17 protein-coding genes and 2 tRNA genes are annotated in these 18665 nt (G+C 60.4%); 13 read left to right on the forward strand and 6 right to left on the reverse strand.

Annotation, left to right across the window (positions count from 1 at the left end):
• Window positions 1–4: 4 nt before the first annotated feature.
• Together recN and AVTE2539_RS02720 are read right to left on the reverse strand one after the other, a co-directional pair.
• Window positions 5–1672 carry a DNA repair protein RecN gene (recN, locus tag AVTE2539_RS02715; RefSeq protein WP_284408267.1) on the reverse strand — a complete coding sequence of 556 codons (1668 nt, stop codon included), beginning with the start codon at window positions 1670–1672 and terminating at the stop codon, window positions 5–7.
• Complete coding sequence (locus AVTE2539_RS02720; protein WP_284408268.1) at window positions 1673–2569, reverse strand: NAD kinase; 897 nt, start codon at window positions 2567–2569, stop codon at window positions 1673–1675.
• A 1193-nt stretch (window positions 2570–3762) separates the two neighbouring features.
• Between AVTE2539_RS02720 and AVTE2539_RS02725 the strand changes: the two genes are divergently transcribed.
• From AVTE2539_RS02725 to greB, 11 genes are all read left to right on the forward strand, one after another.
• A complete protein-coding gene (locus AVTE2539_RS02725; RefSeq protein WP_284408269.1) occupies window positions 3763–4089 on the forward strand; it encodes a hypothetical protein in 327 nt (108 codons plus the stop codon).
• A gap of 469 nt (window positions 4090–4558) precedes the next feature.
• Window positions 4559–4789, forward strand: coding sequence for a major capsid protein (locus tag AVTE2539_RS02730; protein ID WP_284408270.1), 231 nt, complete (start codon window positions 4559–4561; stop codon window positions 4787–4789).
• A gap of 113 nt (window positions 4790–4902) precedes the next feature.
• Window positions 4903–6444, forward strand: coding sequence for a virulence factor TspB C-terminal domain-related protein (locus tag AVTE2539_RS02735; RefSeq protein ID WP_284408271.1), 1542 nt, complete (start codon window positions 4903–4905; stop codon window positions 6442–6444).
• A gap of 2 nt (window positions 6445–6446) precedes the next feature.
• Window positions 6447–6746 carry a DUF2523 domain-containing protein gene (locus AVTE2539_RS02740; protein ID WP_284408272.1) on the forward strand — a complete coding sequence of 100 codons (300 nt, stop codon included), beginning with the start codon at window positions 6447–6449 and terminating at the stop codon, window positions 6744–6746.
• Entirely contained in the window at window positions 6746–7936 is a 1191-nt protein-coding gene (locus tag AVTE2539_RS02745; protein WP_284408273.1) for a zonular occludens toxin domain-containing protein, read from the forward strand. The genes AVTE2539_RS02740 and AVTE2539_RS02745 overlap by 1 nt, the downstream gene beginning before the upstream one ends.
• 692 nt (window positions 7937–8628) lie before the next feature.
• Complete coding sequence (locus AVTE2539_RS02750) at window positions 8629–9591, forward strand: rolling circle replication-associated protein (RefSeq protein WP_284408274.1); 963 nt, start codon at window positions 8629–8631, stop codon at window positions 9589–9591.
• A 129-nt stretch (window positions 9592–9720) separates the two neighbouring features.
• Complete coding sequence (locus AVTE2539_RS02755; protein ID WP_284408275.1) at window positions 9721–10419, forward strand: recombinase family protein; 699 nt, start codon at window positions 9721–9723, stop codon at window positions 10417–10419.
• A 9-nt stretch (window positions 10420–10428) separates the two neighbouring features.
• Entirely contained in the window at window positions 10429–11433 is a 1005-nt protein-coding gene (gene hrcA / locus AVTE2539_RS02760; protein ID WP_284407617.1) for a heat-inducible transcriptional repressor HrcA, read from the forward strand.
• 19 nt (window positions 11434–11452) lie between these two features.
• Window positions 11453–11529: transfer RNA gene (locus tag AVTE2539_RS02765), tRNA-Ile, on the forward strand.
• A gap of 232 nt (window positions 11530–11761) precedes the next feature.
• Window positions 11762–11838: transfer RNA gene (locus tag AVTE2539_RS02770), tRNA-Arg, on the forward strand.
• Window positions 11839–11917: 79 nt separating this feature from the next.
• Complete coding sequence (greB, locus tag AVTE2539_RS02775; protein WP_284408276.1) at window positions 11918–12475, forward strand: transcription elongation factor GreB; 558 nt, start codon at window positions 11918–11920, stop codon at window positions 12473–12475.
• 17 nt (window positions 12476–12492) lie between these two features.
• On the opposite strand, the gene AVTE2539_RS02780 is transcribed toward greB, so the two are convergent.
• From AVTE2539_RS02780 to AVTE2539_RS02795, 4 genes are all read right to left on the reverse strand, one after another.
• Window positions 12493–14763 (reverse strand): RelA/SpoT family protein, encoded by a 2271-nt coding sequence (locus AVTE2539_RS02780; RefSeq protein WP_284402680.1) that lies wholly within the window; start codon window positions 14761–14763, stop codon window positions 12493–12495.
• A 96-nt stretch (window positions 14764–14859) separates the two neighbouring features.
• Window positions 14860–15063 (reverse strand): DNA-directed RNA polymerase subunit omega, encoded by a 204-nt coding sequence (gene rpoZ, locus AVTE2539_RS02785; RefSeq protein ID WP_272564822.1) that lies wholly within the window; start codon window positions 15061–15063, stop codon window positions 14860–14862.
• 18 nt (window positions 15064–15081) lie between these two features.
• Window positions 15082–15702 carry a guanylate kinase gene (gmk, locus tag AVTE2539_RS02790; protein WP_272564821.1) on the reverse strand — a complete coding sequence of 207 codons (621 nt, stop codon included), beginning with the start codon at window positions 15700–15702 and terminating at the stop codon, window positions 15082–15084.
• Window positions 15703–15742: 40 nt separating this feature from the next.
• On the reverse strand, window positions 15743–16636 hold the full coding sequence (locus AVTE2539_RS02795; RefSeq protein WP_284409399.1) for a YicC/YloC family endoribonuclease: 894 nt from the start codon (window positions 16634–16636) through the stop codon (window positions 15743–15745).
• A 90-nt stretch (window positions 16637–16726) separates the two neighbouring features.
• Between AVTE2539_RS02795 and AVTE2539_RS02800 the strand changes: the two genes are divergently transcribed.
• Entirely contained in the window at window positions 16727–17743 is a 1017-nt protein-coding gene (locus AVTE2539_RS02800) for a serine/threonine protein kinase (protein WP_272548837.1), read from the forward strand.
• Window positions 17740–18642: a PP2C family protein-serine/threonine phosphatase gene (locus AVTE2539_RS02805; protein ID WP_272564820.1), complete on the forward strand. Its 903-nt coding sequence runs from the start codon at window positions 17740–17742 to the stop codon at window positions 18640–18642. The genes AVTE2539_RS02800 and AVTE2539_RS02805 overlap by 4 nt, the downstream gene beginning before the upstream one ends.
• Window positions 18643–18665: the final 23 nt, after the last annotated feature.

Here is an 18665-nt window from a genome sequence, read left to right on the forward strand (position 1 = left end):
TTTGTCATGCCTTGATCTGTGCGGGTTGGTTGCTGCTGAGCATTTCGCGTGCGTGCGCCATGGTCGCCTTCGACTGGCGCTCCCCTCCTAACATCCGAGCCATTTCGATCACGCGTTTTTCTCCCTTCGCCACGGCCACCTGACTGGTGGTGTGCTGATCCTGACTGGTTTTTGCCACGATCAGATGGTGATCCGCACAGGCCGCCACCTGCGGAAGATGGGTAACGGCCAGCACCTGGCGATCGCGGCCCAACTGCTGCATCAGCCGACCCACCGTCTCGGCGACGGAGCCTCCAACGCCTGAGTCCACCTCGTCAAAAATCAGGGTAGGGGCCTCGCCCAACTGGCTTGTCGTCACGGAAATGGCCAACGAGATGCGAGACAGCTCCCCTCCCGAAGCGACTTTGCCAACGGGCCGGGGTGTGGCACCGGGATGCCCTGCAACCAGAAAAGAAACACTGTCGAGACCTTGAATGCCGGGTTCCGGTGTCGGTTCCAAAAGCACCTCAAACCGCCCGCCCACCATGCCCAGGCCCTGCATGGCTTGTGTGATCGATTGGGCAAGCCGTGGCGCTGCGGTCGTCCGCTGCCGGGACACAGCCTGCGCCGCCTTGCGATAGGCTTTGCCACTGGCCTGTTCGGCCGCATTGAGCGCTTCCAGGTCTGCTGCCGTCTCCAGTTGGGAGAGCTCCGCTTTCCATCCCTCCAGCAGTGCCGGCAGTTCCGATGGTGCCCGCTTGTATTTGCGTGACAGCGAAATCCACAGCGACAGGCGTGAATCCAACTGTTCAAGGCGCTCAGGATCGAGTTCCGTGTGTCGAAGATAGCTTTGCAATGAGTGAGCCACATCGGCCGCCTGGTCCATGCACGATTGAAGCACCTCTCCCATCGCCTTGAATTCGGGATCGAGGGTTTGCTGCTCCTGCAGCAGATGGCAGGCGCGGCTCAATTGAGTCTGTGCACCGGATTCTTCATCCTCCAGCGCGGACAGGGCCGTTTGCGCGCTGTCCAGCAAGGCTTGGGCGTGAGAAAGGCGGCTGTGCTGGGTATTGAGTTCTTCCCACTCGCTGGATGCCGGGCCCAGCTTTTCGACTTCACTGATCTGCCACTGCAGTCGTTCCCGCTCCTGTTGCAGGGTATGTCTGGCCGCTTCTGCTTGCACTACCGCTTTGCGGTCGTCACGCCAGCGAGTCCAAAGCGGTTCCAGCGCCGCGGTACTGATGCCGCCATAGGCATCCAACAGGCTGCGAACGGCCTCCTGGCGCGTCAAGCTCTGCCATGCGTGCTGGCCATGGATATCGAGGAGATGCGCCCCCAGGGTCCGCATTTGGGTGGCGGTTGCTGGAATGCCGTTCATCCAAGCACGGCTTTTTCCTTGCCGATCGATGGTTCGGCGAAGCAGCAGGCTTTCCTCCTGCGGTATGCCAGCTTCATCAAGCCATGCAGACAAACTGGGTGGGCAATCGAATTCAGCGCAGATGTCCGTACGCTCGGTGCCCTCGCGAATCACCCCGGCATCGGCGCGGCCGCCCAGCAGCATTTGCAAGGCATCGATCAGGATGGATTTGCCTGCACCCGTTTCTCCGGTCAGCACCGTAAATCCTTTGTGAAGATCCAGGTCCAAGACATCCACGATGACGAAATCGCGCAATGCGATCCGTTTGAGCGCCATCTATGAGCCCCCTTCATTCCAGCGCAACTTTTTGCGCAACGTAGCAAAATAGTTCCAGCCTCGAGGGTGCAAGAAGCGCACGCAGTGCTCCGACCGCCGAACCACGATCCGATCGCCATGCTGGAGCGATGCCAGCGACTGCATGTCGAAATTGGCGCTGACGTCCCGGCCCCCTACGACTTCCACCGCAATGTCCGTCGAATCCGGCAGCACGATGGGTCGATTGGACAGCGTATGGGGTGCGATGGGGACCATCACCCAACCAGGAATTGCAGGGTGCAGCATCGGGCCTCCCGCGGAGAGCGCATAGGCTGTGGACCCAGTGGGCGAAGCGATGATCAGCCCGTCTGCCCTTTGGTTCGAGACGAAATGCCCGCCCACTTCCACCCGCAATTCGACCATGCCGGAAGTGGAGCCACGATTGACGACGACGTCGTTGAGTGCCAGTGCTTCAAATACGCATTCGTCCTGACGCATCACGCAGGCATGCATGAGGGGCCTGGCGTCTTCTTCGTACTCGCCATGGAGCATCGGCCTCAGTGCTGAAGCATGCTCGCCCAGAGGGATATCGGTGATGAAGCCCAGCCGCCCCTGATTGATGCCGATCAGCGGAATTTTGTAGGGGGCTAATTGCCTGCCGATGCCCAGCATCGTTCCGTCTCCCCCGATCACCATCCCCAGATCGCACTCCTTGCCGATCTGTTCCACCTTCATCGCCGGATAGTCAGAAATACCGGTGTTGTTCGCCGTTTCCTGTTCCAGAATGGGTTCACAGCCTTCATTTCTGAGGAACTGGGCAACCTCTTGTACGGCATTGCGCGAACTGTCAGAAATAACGCTGGAAGTGAGCGGCTGGTACTTGCCGAAGAGTGCGACCCGTGTGAACCTGAGCTTCATTGGGAAATTAGATCATTAAAGCGATGTGAGCTTGGGTAGTCTCTTGAGCATCCGTGTCTTGCAAGCGCTGTCTCGTTCCGATTCCAGTGCCGCCACAACAATCCATTCTTTTACGTCTTGGCCCATCTCGTCGGCGAGGGCGCCAGCTATAGCGGGGGACAGGTGTCCTCTGTCGCGTGCTGTGTAAAGCGCTTGTTTTGATAGCCCAAGGCGAGCTGTCCATGCGGCGATGTTTTGAATTTCTAGTGCTGAGTTCAAAAGGTTCATGGTTGACGGCATATCGATCCTCTACACATGTTGTATAAATTACACATGACGTAGAAATTGTATCGAACGACTTGTCTACATGTTGTAGACCGTGTAACCTCCTGTTTGTCTACAACATGTAGATTTTCATGGAGCTACCCATGCTGTGCCTTGTCTCTGTCTCTGCGCCTGCTAACGATTGCGGTCCCCCTGTCCATGAAACCGCCGTTGTGGTGGTAGCTCACCCGGTGACGGTGGGCAGTGGGGATCGCATTTACCGCTCTGCGCGCATTGGTGGTAAGTCTGCGGTTTGGCTGCGACTGCTATCTACAGCACGGCTCCATCTGTCCCCAAGCCTGGATTCGTTGATGCCGTCCCGGATCGCGCATTTGATGACCACGTATGTGATCCATATCCCAATGATCAGCGCTATCAATTGGATAGCGAAAAAGAATAGCGCGGCGCGCGTTAACTCCGTCTGGAATGCTTGCAGGGTCTGCATTTTTGGTGTTCCTCCTGCGTCGATGTTATCCGTTGGGTCTGGGGCGTGACATGGCGTCAAACCTCGATCTGAACGACAAGCTAGTCAAACGCGGTCTTACCGTGTCCTGGCATGGTTACCGTGGTCCCGTGCAGCGTGTTCGCACTGGCCGCTGCTTGGTGCATTTCCCTCTCGGTAGGGGCTCCACTGCTCGCGTCGAGGCCAAGTGGGTTCCTTGCGCCTCTGTTCAGGTGGTGCAGCCATGAAGGACAGGCCTCCGGATTCGGTCCTCGTGGCGTTCGTCCTGTTTTACAGCCTGTGTTTTTTCCTCTACCTCTGCTGTCAGGACCCTTTTTTTCCCTGAGTGTTTAGCTGGGCTAAACAGTCCGGCCGTTCCGTGATGCCTCCCCCGGTGGCATCACAGAGCGCTAATGCTCGTAACCAGCCACATGAAGGCGTACTCACCATGGCATACACCAGCACCATCCAAATCCTCAAGGTCGAGGTTCAGCGTTCCAAGAAATTGGACCCCAACACCCAAAAGCCTTACGAATCGACCATTGCCCGTACGGCATTGCTCAATGACGACGGTGAACTTGAAACAGTTGGTCGTCTGCGTGTCCCCCGCGATCTGGTGGACCTCGCCAAGGTGGGCACCTACCGTGCCACCTTCGCGCTGTCGGTGCCCGACTACGGCGAATTCAAGGGCGATGTGGTGAGCATCCTCACCGGTCTGGTCCCTGTCCCTCCTGCCCGCCAAGCTGCGCCGGCTCCTGCGCCTGTCAAGGCCTAAGCCATGAGTGTCCAAGAGCTTGAATCTCTCGCCTATGCGGTGGCAAAGCTGGCGTTCGCCTTTGGTTTCCTTGGCGCAATGTCCTGGTCCTTGCTCGCTGTCCTCTGGGATGGACTGTGCGATGTCTTCGCCTCTTGGGAAGAGCGTCGTCAGCGTGTGTGGCATGCCCGCATGCGTTTCCAGTGCGGTCCGCTCCTGATGCCTGGGGCGCCTCGCTGGCTGCGTGCTGTGTATGCCCGCGCTCTTAGGGTGCGCCATGGCTGACCCGACCACCATCGAATGCGCCGCTGCTTGCACGGTCACGGTGGTGCATGAATTAAGTCTCCCCCCGCTGCAGTTGTCTCCAGCGGAGGGAGCCGCAATCGCAAGTGCTGTGCTTGTGATCTGGGCCATTGGCTGGGTGTTTCGCCAGCTGATTCGCATGGTCCAGCCGTCTTACAGCGATCCTCAACTACCTGAAAGGTAAACCATGCAAGTTCGTGAAAAGTTCGCCTCTGCCAAGGCCAAAACCGCCGCTGCCGTGGCTCTCGCAACCGCTGCCGTCATGGCATCCCCCATGGCACAGGCTGCTATCGATGTGGGCCCCACGGTCATCGAAATCGGCGAAGCCAAGGCGCCTATCGGCCTGATCGGCCTCGCTGTGCTGGGCGTTCTCGTTGCCCTCGCCACTTTCGCCTGGGTCAAGCGCGGCGTGAAGTGATCCGTGTGTCCTCGGTCTGCAGGCCGGGGACCTTTTTGCATAGCGTCACTGGTGGCGCTGCGCAAAGGGGGTGTCGTGGGACTATTCGTACTCATTGCCGTGCTGGGGGCCGCATGGCTAATCTTTTCCGCCTGATCGTCTTGCTGGTCTGCTCCTTGTGCTTTGGCATGGTTCAGGCTCAGGAGGGAGAGTCTCCCCGCATCGAGTCGTGCTCGCACTATTCGTGGAAACCTACCTGTAGTGCGCCTCCCGCTGCCTTTGGCTGGTATCTCGCTAAGACCGAGGAGTCGAAGCCTCAGCCTGACATTGTGTTTAGCTACGTTTATTGCCGCGTCACTACAGGGCTGGTTCAATACCCCAACGGCGTCCTTAAGTGCGTGCCCCAGCAGTGCGAGGCCAATGCCGAGTCCGTCAACGGCCAGTGCCAGTGCAAAGAAGGGTTCGAAAAAGACCAGACCGGCGCCTGCGTCAAAAAGCCTGACGACAAGTGCCCCGACGGCCAGATAAAGGATGCATCTGGGGCCTGCGTGCCCGACCCCAAGAACAAGACGGATGACCAGCGCTGCGCTGATGCTGCGGTGATGCACAACACCGTTGGCGTGGACCGCGTTGGCCGCATCGGCGGTAAGCAGCCTCTCGGCGAGGAGATGGGCGTATGCCGAAACTCCGGGGTCACGGGTGGCAGTGGTCAGCCGCTCGGCTGCATGCATCGCTTCACCGGCGAGGTGGCCTTTCAAACTCCCAACGGTTGGATCACGGAGGGCGAGTCCTGGGCCAATAACACCAATGCCTCCGGCACGACTGCTGGCTTGGCATGTGCCCTCGGCCTGGAGAAAGACCCCAACAACCCTGCTGACGCCGATAAGGCCCCTGAGGCGAACAAGCCTCCCAAGGATTGCCGCGGTGGATTCACCGGCTCGGTGAACGGTGTCAATGTCTGCGTGGATCGCGCCAGCACCAACACCAACGGCGTTGATTGGACCCGCATCACCGATGGCGACGGTAAGCAGGTGGACATTCGCACCGATGTCAATTGCACCGGTGACCGGTGCTTGATAAGCCAGAGCAAAAAGCCGGTCGATGGCGGCGCCACGGTCACCACGCAAACCAGTGTGGATCGCACCCAGTTCTGCAGGCAGAACCCCAAGAACCCGGTGTGTGGCACGGCCACCGGTGCGTCCACCAACAACGGCAACGGCACCACTGGGGGCAACACGGGCGGCAATGGGAATGGGGACGGCGATAAGGAACCCAGCTCGTTCGGTGGCAGTTGCGGTGCCTTCTCCTGCGAAGGCGATGCCATCCAGTGTGCGATTGCCAAAGAGCAGCACAAGCGCGCTTGCGAGATGTTCGATGCCAAGGACACGCCGGAAATGAAGCTGGTCGATGCTGCTCGCGCGCTCGATGGCAAGGGCAAGGTCACGGGGTCCCTGGAGGGCAATCGCGAAGTGGACCTGTCTACTGTCATCAGTACTCGGGATCAGTTTCTAGGCGGCGGTGGCTCTTGCCCTGCCGATACCACCATCAATCTGCCTGGTGCCGGTTCCTTCGTGATCTCTTGGACCTTGGTCTGCCCGACCTTGGTCCTCATGGGTCATGTGCTGGTCATCTTGTCCTCGATTTCCGCCGCCTTCATCGTTCTCAAACGGGACTAACCATGCCTGCTTTCATACCCATGATTGGAGGGCTGCTGCTCTCCCTGGTCGCCGGCTTCGTCGGCCGTACCTTGGCCTCGTTGGGCCTGTCGGTGGTCACTTATGTGGGCATATCGAAGGCCCTCGATTTCCTGAAGGATTTGATCGTGCAGAGCTTGGCGCATCTGCCCGCTGTCGTGGTGCAGTTGCTGGCTCTGATGAAGGTCGGGACCGCCCTGTCCATCGTCTTCAGCGCCATGTTCGCCAGCATGCTTTTGAACGGCCTCAATAGCGACACCTTCAAGCGCTGGGTGCTGAACTAATGCTGTATCTGATCACTGGCGCCAACGGCGCAGGCAAGACCCTCAATGCGCTCAAGTGGGTGCGTGAACGGCAGGTGAAGGAAACCCGCCCGGTGTGCCACAACGGCCGCTTTGATGTGGTCGAGGATGGTGAACTCAAGGACTGGAAAAAGATTGATTTCAAGAACTGGCAGGATGAGCCTGACGGGACCATTTTTTTGGTGGACGAATGCCACAACGATCTACCAAACCGCCCCACCGGCGCCGTCGTCCCGGATCACGTCAAGATGCTTGCTGAGCATCGCAGGCGCGGTTTTGACTTCTATCTGATCAGCCAGCATCCCGGCAACATCGATAGCTTCGTGCGCCGTCTGATTGGCTCCCCAGGGTGGCATCGCCACCTCAAGCGCACCTTCGGCGGTTCCAGTTTGGTGAGTTGCATCCAGTGGGACGCCGTCAATCCGAACTGTGAGCGCAACGGGTCAGGCAGCACGGGCGAAGTCACCATGGTCCCTTTCCCGAAGCACGTCTTTGGGTGGTACCGCTCTGCCAGTTTGCACACTGCCAAAGTGCGTATCCCCAAAGCTGTTTGGATCTGTCTTGGGGCCATTGCGACGGTCGCTGTCGCGGGGTACTTTGGCATTTCGTCGCTCAAAGCCAAGTCGGGCATTGCAGACAAGCCAGCGACTTCTGCAGCCGGTCCCCAGTCTGCGGCTGCAGACACGCCGATGTTCGGCGGCTCCGGCCGCGACCGCAAACCTATGACGGCCCTCGAATATCTGCAGGACCGCAAGCCGCGATTGCCAGACTTTCCCCACACGTCGCCCGTCTATGACGGTGTGACCCAGCCAACTGTGGCCCCGTACCCTGCCGCCTGTGTGCAGATGGGCTCCAAGTGCAAGTGCTATACCCAGCAAGCTACGCTCATGCAGGTAACCGCCTCGGTCTGCGAACAGATCGTGAGACAGGGCTACTTTGTAGACTGGGCCCAGCACCAGCAGGGCCCCCAGCCGGCCCAGCAGCAGGTGCAATTGCAGATGCCGCAAGGTATCCAGCAGCCGCAGCAATTGCAGCCGCTGCAGGCCCGCACGGTGCCAGTTCCGGCGCCCGTGCAACCGCAGGAAGGGCTGATCACTCCTGAGCAGTTGTCCTCTGCCCTGGCCGTGCGCAATCCAGCCTACGCAGGTCTCCCCCGTGTGTCCACGCGCTGAGCCTGTGCCTGCTGTTACTCCCAGCTGCCGCGCCTCGGCTGTTACAGCGGTCCTGGATGGCAGTAACACCGACCTGGCCCTGCGCTCCTGTCTGGGGACAAACAGGGGGCCCGCCAAAGGCCGAATAGGCCGTCGAGCGCAGCGAGCTTGGTGGGGGCGGGGTATGGGGTGCCACACCCCATGTCAATACTCATGCGACCCGTACCCAATGCCATGGGGCCGGCTCTCGATCGCTCAACGGATGGCTGTTTCGGGAGGCTGCGGCACGTGCGGCCCGGCGCAAGCGGAGCGCGACGGGCCGCGCGGAGCGCGGCCTAGATTTATCCCATAAACACTTTGGAACACGTACTCAAATGGGCTACTTAAATCCTCTTTTAGACCTGCCTGAGGTCGAATCATTGATGGCTGATGGTCGTGCTCTTTCACCAGGTGAGCGCGAGTTCCTTGTGAAGGTATTTACCGCTATTCGCCATGGCGCGAATCGTGAGGCTGAGAGTTCTTGGCGCGCTCGTAAGGCGCCTATGGCTTTGTATTTCCGCTGGGCCTCTACGTATGCCCGTCACATTGCTCACCTGGTGAAGTTACTCGACTGCGAGCCTGGCTCGCGAAACCTCGGCAAGTAGAAAGAGGTGATCCCGGCAACGGCTGCAACCGTCCCGGGATCGTGATGTCAACCACAACGACTGGTCAACATGATCCGCATTGTCTCTGAAACGAATCCGACTGCAAGGCACACCCCTGCTGAACTCCTGCACATGCACCGCCAAGGCATCCCCCTGGTACCTTTTGAAGGCAAGACCGGCGACGGCATTAACCTCAAGGCCCATGACCTCGGCCACGGTCACACTGAAATCACGGGCTCTGCACCTACCGTTTGGGAGGAACTCGATTGGTCCTCGATGGTCCTGGAGCATTACCTCGAGGCCGCGATTCAGCATCGCGAAGAGAACGCCGATGAGCTACGCGAAAAGGCCCTCACCATCGCCGCGAACCGGGCCAAGGTGAAGGTACGCAAGCTGTGCAAGGCCATGGGTGCCGATACCCTCTTGACCCTGACCTATTGGGCCAATGAAACCGACCTCCAGCGGTCCAAAAAGGACCTCAAGGAATTTGTCCGCAGGCTTCGCCGAGTGATGCCCGACTTCCGCGCGGTCGCGGTGTATGAGCATCAGGCCCGTGGCGCGCTGCACTGGCACATGGCCACGGCCAACATACCGGCAACCTTCACCCGAACGGCCGACAACGGCCAGCCCTGCAAGGTCAAGAGCTTTGACGTGATCCGCGCCATCTGGCGGTCGGTCACCAAAGAGCGCAAAGGCAATATCGACATTGCCCGTCGCAAGGCCAACAGCCGTAAGAGCCCTGCGCAGATTGCCTCCTACATCGCCAAGTACATCGTCAAGGCGTTCCGCGATGGGCAGGCATTCAGCAACCGCTACAGCGCGTTTGGTGACTTCGGCATCCCGCAACCGGTTTCAATGGGCTACTACCCCTCGCTCCGTGATGCCTGGGCCGCTGCATACGGCTGTGTTCTCGATGCCCAGCAAATAGTGCTAGAGCGCCTCTCGCACTTCAAAGACTGGTTCGTGTTGCACGCGGAGATGCCCAAAAAGGCCCGCAGCCGGCCCGTTCCACTGGAGGTGGTCCATGCCTAAGCAGCATCCTCAATCGCCAATCGTTACCGGAAACACCAGCGCTGCCAGAGTCGCGGCGCATCGGTCCCAGCATGAGCGGTTGGATGTGTCCGTGTCTCTCAAGATGGGGGCGACGATTGCGGACATAGCATGTTTTTACGGCTGCACGAAGGCCGAAGTGGTCCGGTCAATGCTGCGGTGGGCTGCGGCAAACCGGGATTGGAAAAAGCAAGGCTTGATATGGAGGGATTGACGATGGCGCGATTGGTTGGCTATGCGAGAGTGTCCACGCGGGAGCAAGAGACGGTTATGCAATTGGCGGCTTTGCGCGCGGCTGGTGTCGCGGTGGTTTATGAGGAGCAAGCTAGTGCTGTTCGCCATCGGCCGGTTTGGGAGCAATGCCTTGCTGCCCTGCGTTCGGGTGATGTGCTGGTGGTGTACAAACTCGATAGGCTTGCTAGGTCCATCGCTCACTTCGTTGCTATGTTTGACATGCTGAAAGCGCGTGGTGTGGCTTTTCGTAGTCTCACTGAAGCATTCGAAACGGTCACTCCTCAAGGCCGTATGTACCTGCACCTGATGGCTGTGTTTGCTGAGTTTGAGCGGGAGGTGATTAGGGAGCGCTGTGTGGCTGGCCAGCGTGCTGCGCGTGCTGCTGGCAAGACCTGGGGCAGGCGTGCCCAGGTGTCTAGGGATGAGGTCGCTCAGGCTGTGCAGGCGTGGCGCAGTGGGTGGTACACACAAGGTGTTTTAGCTGACATGCTCGGTGTACCGGTAGGCACTTTGCGATACCACATCCATCGCCATGAGGGCCGTGGCCAATCCGGTCCTTGGGCATTAGATAAGTAAAATGATTCAATGCTTGATGACCGTGCCAAGTTGTTGCTGAAGGCGCTTGTAGAGCGCTACATAGCCGATGGCCAACCCGTGGGTTCGCGTACGCTGTCGCGCGCGTCCGGTCTCGACCTCTCTCCCGCCACCATCCGTAACGTGATGGCCGATCTCGAAGAGATCGGACTGATCGCAAGCCCGCACACGTCTGCCGGCCGAATTCCGACGGCCAAAGGGTATCGCCTGTTCGTTGACACCATGTTGACAGTGCAGCGCGAACAGCTGTATTCGCCGCAACTGGCTGCAGAGCAGCCGCAAAAGGTGATTGCCAACGCGGCGCATTTGTTGTCCAGCCTTTCCCAGTTCGTGGGCGTTGTCATGGCGCCCCGGCGTGCCTCGGTGTTCAGGCACATCGAATTCTTGAGATTGTCCGAAAAGCGGCTTCTGGTCATCATCGTCTCCCCTGAAGGAGACGTGCAGAACCGCGTGATCTTCACCGATGTGGACTACTCGCAATCGCATCTCGTGGAGGCGGCCAATTTCCTGAACAGCCACTATTCCGGAATGGACATGGACCAAGTGCGCGAGCGCTTGAAGACGGAGGTGGATCAGTTGCGGGAAGAAATCGGCTCGCTGATGCAGGCTGCGGTCAATGTCGGCTCGGAGGCGATGGCGGAGTCTCAGGACAATGTGGTGATTTCTGGCGAGCGCAACCTGCTGGCAGTCAGCGACTTTTCCAACGACATGGGCAACCTGCGCCGTGCGTTCGACCTGTTCGAGCAGAAGACGCAAATCCTGCGTTTGCTCGATGTTTCCAACCGTGCAGATGGTGTGCGTATCTTCATTGGCGGGGAGAGCCAGATTGTCCCGTTCGAGGAGCTTTCGGTGGTCACCGCTCCCTATGAAGTGGACGGTCAAGTCGTCGGCACCCTGGGTGTCATCGGGCCAACCCGAATGCCGTACGACAGGATGATCCAGATCGTGGACATCACATCCAAGCTGGTTTCCAACGCGCTGAGTTACCGCAAGTAAGCACATACAATTGGCGCGGGGGGCGTTAGCTCAGTTGGTTAGAGCAGAGGACTCATAATCCTTTGGTCGCGGGTTCAAGTCCCTCACGCCCTACCAGTTCAACGGGCTTGATGGCTGTTCATGGCAATTCCTCGTGTGCCTGTTCAGGCGCATTGCGTGGACATGAGAGTTGAGATGCTTGCGTTTTCTGCGAACGAAGCCAAGCAGCCTCAAAAGATGGGTTAGAATTTAAGTCTTGCTTGATTGCGAAATTCCTCACAGAGTTCGCGTAAAAATCAAAACAAGAAATGAATGACGGCGTTGAAAACATGCTATAATTCAAAGCTTAGCGGCTGTAGCTCAGCTGGATAGAGTACTTGGCTACGAACCAAGGGGTCGTGGGTTCGATTCCTGCCAGCCGCACCAAACGGTAGGCCCTAGAACAGTGATGTTCTAGGGCTTTTTCCGTTGGGGATTCGAATGCTCTCTGCATCAAAATGCACCCATGAGCAAGGCATTCACCAAAGAATCGGATCAGTCCGATGACGAAGATTTTTCCCCTGCACCCCTTCCTGCGGGTGGCAAGAACTACATCACCCCTTCCGGCTACGCCAGGCTGCGCGATGAACTGCTGGATCTCATCGACAACGAGCGGCCCAAGATCGTTGAAGTGGTTCATTGGGCTGCAAGCAATGGGGACCGTTCGGAGAACGGGGACTACCTGTACGGCAAGAAACGCCTGCGCGAAATTGATCGCAGGATTCGGTTCCTGACCAAACGACTCGAAATTGCCGAGGTGGTCGATCCCGCCATTCACGCCGGAAGTGATCAGGTGTTCTTTGGTGCCACGGTCCACTATGCGGACGATGAAGGCGTCGAGCGCACCATCACGATCCTGGGAATCGACGAAGTCGAGACGGGCCTGGCGCAAGTCAGTTGGGTGTCGCCGGTGGCTCGGGCCTTACTGAAGGCCCGCGAAGGGGATCAGGTTCACTTGGCCACGCCAGGTGGCACGCGGACGCTGGAGGTTTTGGACGTCCGCTATCCCCAACCGGTGGCATAGGGAGCAAGGTGCCTGCCTCACCCCTGGGGCAGCACGCGGAAGGCGCGAAGCACTGCGGGCGTTCGGCGCAAATTGCGCAAGGAGGCCTCGACGTGTGACTGGTCTCGTGCAGCGATGACAAAACGCAAATCGGTCGTGTCCATGGCGGCTTCATCGTCCATGTCGACGTGAACGATGTCCGCTTCGGAGCTCGCCAGTTCGGCGGCGATGCGCGCCAAGACGCCCTTGCCGTTGGCCACGGTCACAACGATGCCGGTTTCGAACATGCGCGTGGGCTCATCGGCCCAGTCCACCGCGATAAAGCGCTCGCTGTCCTTGTGCTGAAGCTTTTTCGCCACGCTGCATTGGGCGTTATGAACCACCAGCCCTTCACCGCGCCCCAGGTAGCCGACGATGGGGTCTCCCGGTACCGGGCGGCAGCAATTCGCGTATTGAACGGATGCGTTCTCGCTGCCGTCCAAAGTCACGCCACCTTGCGACAGGGTTTCGTGGGATGAATACCTTTCACGGGTCAGCAACAGGGCATCGGGTCGGTGTCCATGCTCCGTCATCAGCACCATGAGTCGTTTCGCCACGATGCCCGCGATGCGTTTGCCCAGACCGATGTCGGTCATGAGTTCATTGCGTGTTCGATTGCCTGTGAAGCGGAGCAGCTTGTCCCACAGTGCCTGGTTCTCCGACTCGGTCGGCAGGCGTTCCAGCCCCTCGGCCCTCAGGGCCTGGGTCAGCAGCTTCTCTCCCAGTCCCGCTGATTCAGTATGGGCCAGCGTTTTGAGGTAGTGGCGAATCTTCGAGCGTGCGCGGCCCGTGCGCACGAAGCCCAGCCAGGCGGGATTGGGCGTGGACACCGGCGCCGTGATGATCTCCACCACATCGCCGTTCTTGAGCTCGGTCCGCAGGGGGACCTGCTCGTTGTTGATCTTGGCGGCCGTGGTGCGGTCACCCACATTGCTGTGGATGGCATAGGCGAAATCGACCACCGTGGCGCCCCGTGGCAGTGCCATGATCTGGCTCTTGGGGGTGAAGACATAGACCGCGTCGGGGAACAGGTCGACCTTCACATGGTCCCAGAACTCCGCGGCATCCCGCGTTTCGTTCTGAATATCCAGCAGTGACTGGAGCCACTTGGTGCCAAGGCGCTCCGCGGCCGATCCGTCGGCGTCCTGTGCTTTGTACAGCCAATGGGCGGCCACGCCGGCTTCCGCCACCACGTGCATTTCCTCGGTGCGCATCTGGAATTCGATGTTGACCCCGGAAGGACCGACCAAGGTGGTGTGCAGCGATTGGTAGCCGTTGAGCTTGGCGATGGCGATGTGGTCCTTGAACCGCCCAGGAACAGGCTTGTACATTTGATGCAGCACGCCCAGTGCCGTGTAGCAATCGACCACGGTCGGCACGATCACCCGAAAGCCGTAGATGTCCGTGACCTGGGCAAAGCTCAGGTGCTTGGTGTCCATCTTCTGGTAGATGGCATAGAGTGTTTTCTCGCGGCCTGCGAGGCGGGCTTTCATGCCCAGCTTCGAAAACGCGGTGTCGACCTCGGTTTGAACCCGCTGCACGATATCGCGCCGGCGGTTGCGCGATTTGTTCACCGCCTTGGATAGGGTCGCGTAGCGCCAGGGATGGAGATGCCGGAATGACAGATCCTGCAGCTCCCGGTAGGTCTGGTTCAACCCGAGCCGGTGGGCGATGGGGGCATAGATCTCGAGGGTTTCGGAAGAAATGCGGCCCCATTTGCTGCGCGGCATGTCCGAGAGCGTGCGCATGTTGTGCGTGCGGTCGGCCAGCTTGATCAGAATGACCCGTACATCGCGGGCCATTGCCAACAGCATCTTGCGGAAGGACTCGGCCTGGTTCTCTTCGCGGGTGTTGAACTGCAGCTTGTCGAGCTTGGTGAGGCCATCCACCAATTCGGCCACCGGCAGGCCGAAGCGATCGATGAGATCGGACTTGGTGACGCCGCAATCTTCCATGGCGTCGTGCAGCAGTGCCGCCATCAGCGCTTGCCCATCCAGCTTCCAGGTGGCGCACTGGGCCGCCACTGCGATGGGGTGGGTGATGTAGGGCTCGCCGCTGTTGCGCAACTGCCCCAGGTGGGCTTCGTCGGCGAAGCGGTAGGCCTGCCTCACCTGTTCGATGCTGGCTGCGTCGAGGTAGCCGAGGTTCTCCGTGAGGGCCGCAAAACTGGCCGCTGCTGCGTTGGCGGCTGCTGCGGACGTACCGCCCGCCGCCCCGCTTTCGCCGGGGCGCGGGTCTTGGGCAGATGGTTTATTCAAGACCGCATTCATCCCTTTAATGTAGCTTGCTGGGGAGATCGTGGTTTTTGGCCAAAAAAAAGCACCGCAAAGCGGTGCTATTGGTCTGCAGCAGCAGACTTGGGCGCGTCAGCCCGGGACCTTTTTCAGCATCTCCAGACCGACCTTGCCTTCGGCGATTTCGCGCAAGGCGGTCACCGCAGGCTTGTTGCGGCTTTCGATCTTGGGGGCATGGCCTTGGCTCAGCATGCGGGCGCGGTACGTGGCTGCCAGCACGAGTTGAAAGCGGTTGGGGATGTGCTCGAGGCAGTCTTCAACAGTAATGCGGGCCATGCGTCTTCTCCAGAAGGATCAGGTGATATTGAGGGATTCGAACGTGTCGGCCCGTGCACGGCGTTGCGCCGCATACTTCAGCCGCTGAGCGTGGACGATGGTTTTCAGGTCGAAAAGCGCACGCTCAAAGAGTTCGTTGATTATAACGAAGTCGAATTTGTATGCCTGTTCCATTTCCTGGGCGGCATTCTTCAGCCGGATCTCGATCACGTCCGGAGCGTCTTCCCCGCGGCGTTCCAGGCGGGATCTCAGTTCTTCCCAACTGGGGGGGAGGATGAAGATGAGGACGGCATTCGCAAAGGCCTGTTTGACCTGAATCGCGCCCTGGAAGTCGATTTCCAGGACCACATCAGCGCCTTGCGCGATGCGCTCCTCGATGGCCTTGCGGGATGTGCCATAGCGGCGGCCGTGCACGTGGGCCCACTCCACGAAGCCGTCGGAGGCGACCATGGCGTCGAACTCCTGCTCCGAGGTGAAGAAATATTCGCGGCCATGCTTTTCCTGCCCGCGCGGTGCCCGGGTGGTGTGCGAGACCGAAGGCTGCACATGGGAGTCCAGCTCCAGCAATGCCTTGACCAGGCTCGATTTGCCCGCGCCGCTGGGCGCTGCCACTACGAATAGATTTCCAGGGTAGTCCATGCGGGATAGGTGCTGGCTGCTATCAAAAAAGGATTATCACTCACTCGATGTTCTGGACCTGCTCGCGCATCTGCTCGATCAGGACCTTCATGTCCACGCTGATGCGCGTGAGTTCCATCGCGGCGGACTTGGAGCCGAGCGTGTTGGCTTCGCGGTGCAGTTCCTGGATGAGAAAGTCCAGGCGTTTGCCCACTTCGCCGCCTTTCTTGAGCAGGCGTTCGATCTCGTCCAGGTGCGAATCCAGCCGGGTGATCTCTTCCGCGACGTCGATGCGGATGGCGAAGGCGGTGGCCTCGGTCAGGGCGCGGTCCTGGGCGGCTTCGGGCAGCGTGGCGTTGTCGGCCAGGGCCATGGCCTCCTTCCAGCGTTCCATGAAACGCTGGCGCTGCTGCTCCACCAGCTTGGGAACCAGCGGCGTGGCCTGGTGGGCCAGGGCACGCAGTTGTTCGAGCCGGTCCTGCAGCATGGCCGACAGGCGCTTGCCTTCGCGTTCCCGGGCTTGGACGAGGTCTTTCAGCGCTTTTTCGGCCAGGGCGGGGACGGCATCGCTCCAGTCGTCCTGTGCGGAGCCGGGATTCGCGCACAGGCGCAAGGCGTCGGCGACGCTCAAGGGGGCCGCGTCGGGCAACCAGGCACGAACGGCGTCCTGCGCGGAGTTCAGCCGCTGCAGCAGGCGGGGCGCCGGGTCGGGCAGTGCGGTGGTGTCTTCGTTGTCGATGGAGGCGCGGACTTCGACCTTGCCCCGCTTGAGGCGGGCGGTAAGCAGGCTGCGCAGCACCGGCTCCTGGGCGCGCAGCTCGTCGGGCAGGCGGAACGACAGATCCAGGAAACGGCTGTTGACGGACCGGATCTCCAGCCCCAGGCGGCGGGTGCGGCCATCGGTTTCGCCCCCTCCCGCGGATGCACTTTGCTGTGCGCTGGCGTATCCGGTCATGCTGTAAACTGCCATTGGACTTTTCGGTGGTTGCTTGCGATCCGGCGATTATCCGGGTTCCGATTCGTGCCCGAGGTTTCTTCGCAAAATATGTCAAAAATCAAGCCGGCCCCCCTGCCGCCCGACACCACGATTGGTGGCTACCGCGTGGTGCGCCGGCTCTCCTCCGGCGGCTTCGGCGTGGTGTATCTGGCCATCGATCCGGACGGCCAGCAGGTCGCCATCAAGGAATATCTGCCGTCTTCCCTGGCCACCCGCGGCCCGGGCGAGTTGCTGCCCAAGGTGCCTCCCGAAAAGCTGTCGCTGTACCGCCTGGGCCTCAAGAGTTTCTTTGAGGAAGGCCGGGCTCTGGCGCAGATCTCGCACGCCTCGGTGGTGAGCGTGCTCAATTTCTTTCGGGAAAACGAAACCGTCTACATGGTGATGAACTACCTGGAAGGGGCCACCCTGCAGGACTTCATCATCACCGCGCGCGACCTCAAGACGCAGAAGGTGTTCCGCGAGTCCACGATCCGCTCGCTGTTCGACGAGGTGCTGCGCGGCCTGCGCATCGTGCACCAGCACAAGATGCTGCACCTCGATATCAAGCCGGCCAACATCTTCATCACCGACGACAACAAGGCGGTGATGATCGACTTCGGCGCGGCGCGCGAGGTGCTTTCGAAGGAGGGCAACTTCATCCGCCCGATGTACACGCCCGGCTTCGCAGCGCCCGAGATGTACCGCCGCGATTCGTCGATGGGGCCCTGGACCGACATCTACGCGATCGGCGCCTGCATCTATGCCTGCATGCAGGGATTCCCGCCCAACGAGGCGCCGCAGCGCTCCGACAAGGACCGCCTGTCGCTGGCGCTGACCAAGCTGCGCGGCGTGTACTCCGACAACCTGATCGAGGTGGTCGAATGGTGCATGGCGCTCGATCCGCTGTCGCGGCCCCAGTCGGTCTTCGCCTTGCAAAAGGAACTGAGCCGCGAGGGTGAGCGGCGCTACACCAAGCTGTCCGTGGGCGAGAAGATGCGGCTGCAGCTCGATACGCTGGTGTCCGATACCAAGAAGAATGTGCAGAAGGTGGGCGAGGCCACGCGAATGGGGGCGAAGCCGAAATGAAATTCTCCGTCTTCCAGGTCAGCCGTCGGGGCGGCCGCGAAACCAATGAAGACCGCATGGGCTACTGCTACACGCGGGAGTCCAGCCTGTTCGTCCTGGCGGACGGCATGGGCGGCCATCCGGAGGGCGAAGTGGCGGCGCAACTGGCGCTGCAGACGGTGTCCGCCGCGTTCCAGCGGCACGCCAAGCCCACGCTGGAAGACGTGCACGGATTTCTGGCCGACGCGCTGCTGGCCGCACACCACCAGATCCTTCGCTACGCGGCCGACCGCGGCATGCTGGACACGCCCCGCACCACGCTGGTCGTGGCGGTGGTGCAGGAGGGCTCTGCCAGCTGGATCCACTGCGGCGACTCGCGCCTGTACATGGTGCGCGGGGGCGAGCTGTTCACGCGCACGCGCGACCATTCGTACCTGGAGCTGCGCAACATGCCGTTGCAGGGCATCGAACGGGTGAACCGCAATGTGCTGTTCACCTGCCTGGGATCGCCGACCAAGCCCATCTACGACATCACCGGCCCGGTGGCCCTGGAGCAGGGCGACCGCATCCTGCTGTGCTCCGACGGCCTGTGGGGCACGCTGGACGACGAGACCATCGCCCGCCAGTTGAGCCGCCTGCCGGTCTCGCAGTCGGTGCCCGACATGGTCGAAGACGCACTGCGCAAGGCCGGCGACACCAGCGACAACGTGACCGTGGTGGCGCTGGAGTGGGAGACGCCGGACGCGTTCGAATCCACCCAGGGCATTTCGACCGACAGCATCAGCGACGACGGGTTTTCCTCCACGATCCAGGCCGGTCCGCTCGACATGGTGGACGACGACCTGGACGACGAGGCCATCGAACGTTCCATCGCCGAGATCAACGAGGCCATCCGCCGCTCGGCGGCCCGCAAGGCCTGAACGCTCGCTCCGCCCGGCGCTCG

It is taken from the genome of Acidovorax sp. SUPP2539, from assembly GCF_030158975.1.
GTDB lineage: Bacteria > Pseudomonadota > Gammaproteobacteria > Burkholderiales > Burkholderiaceae_C > Paracidovorax.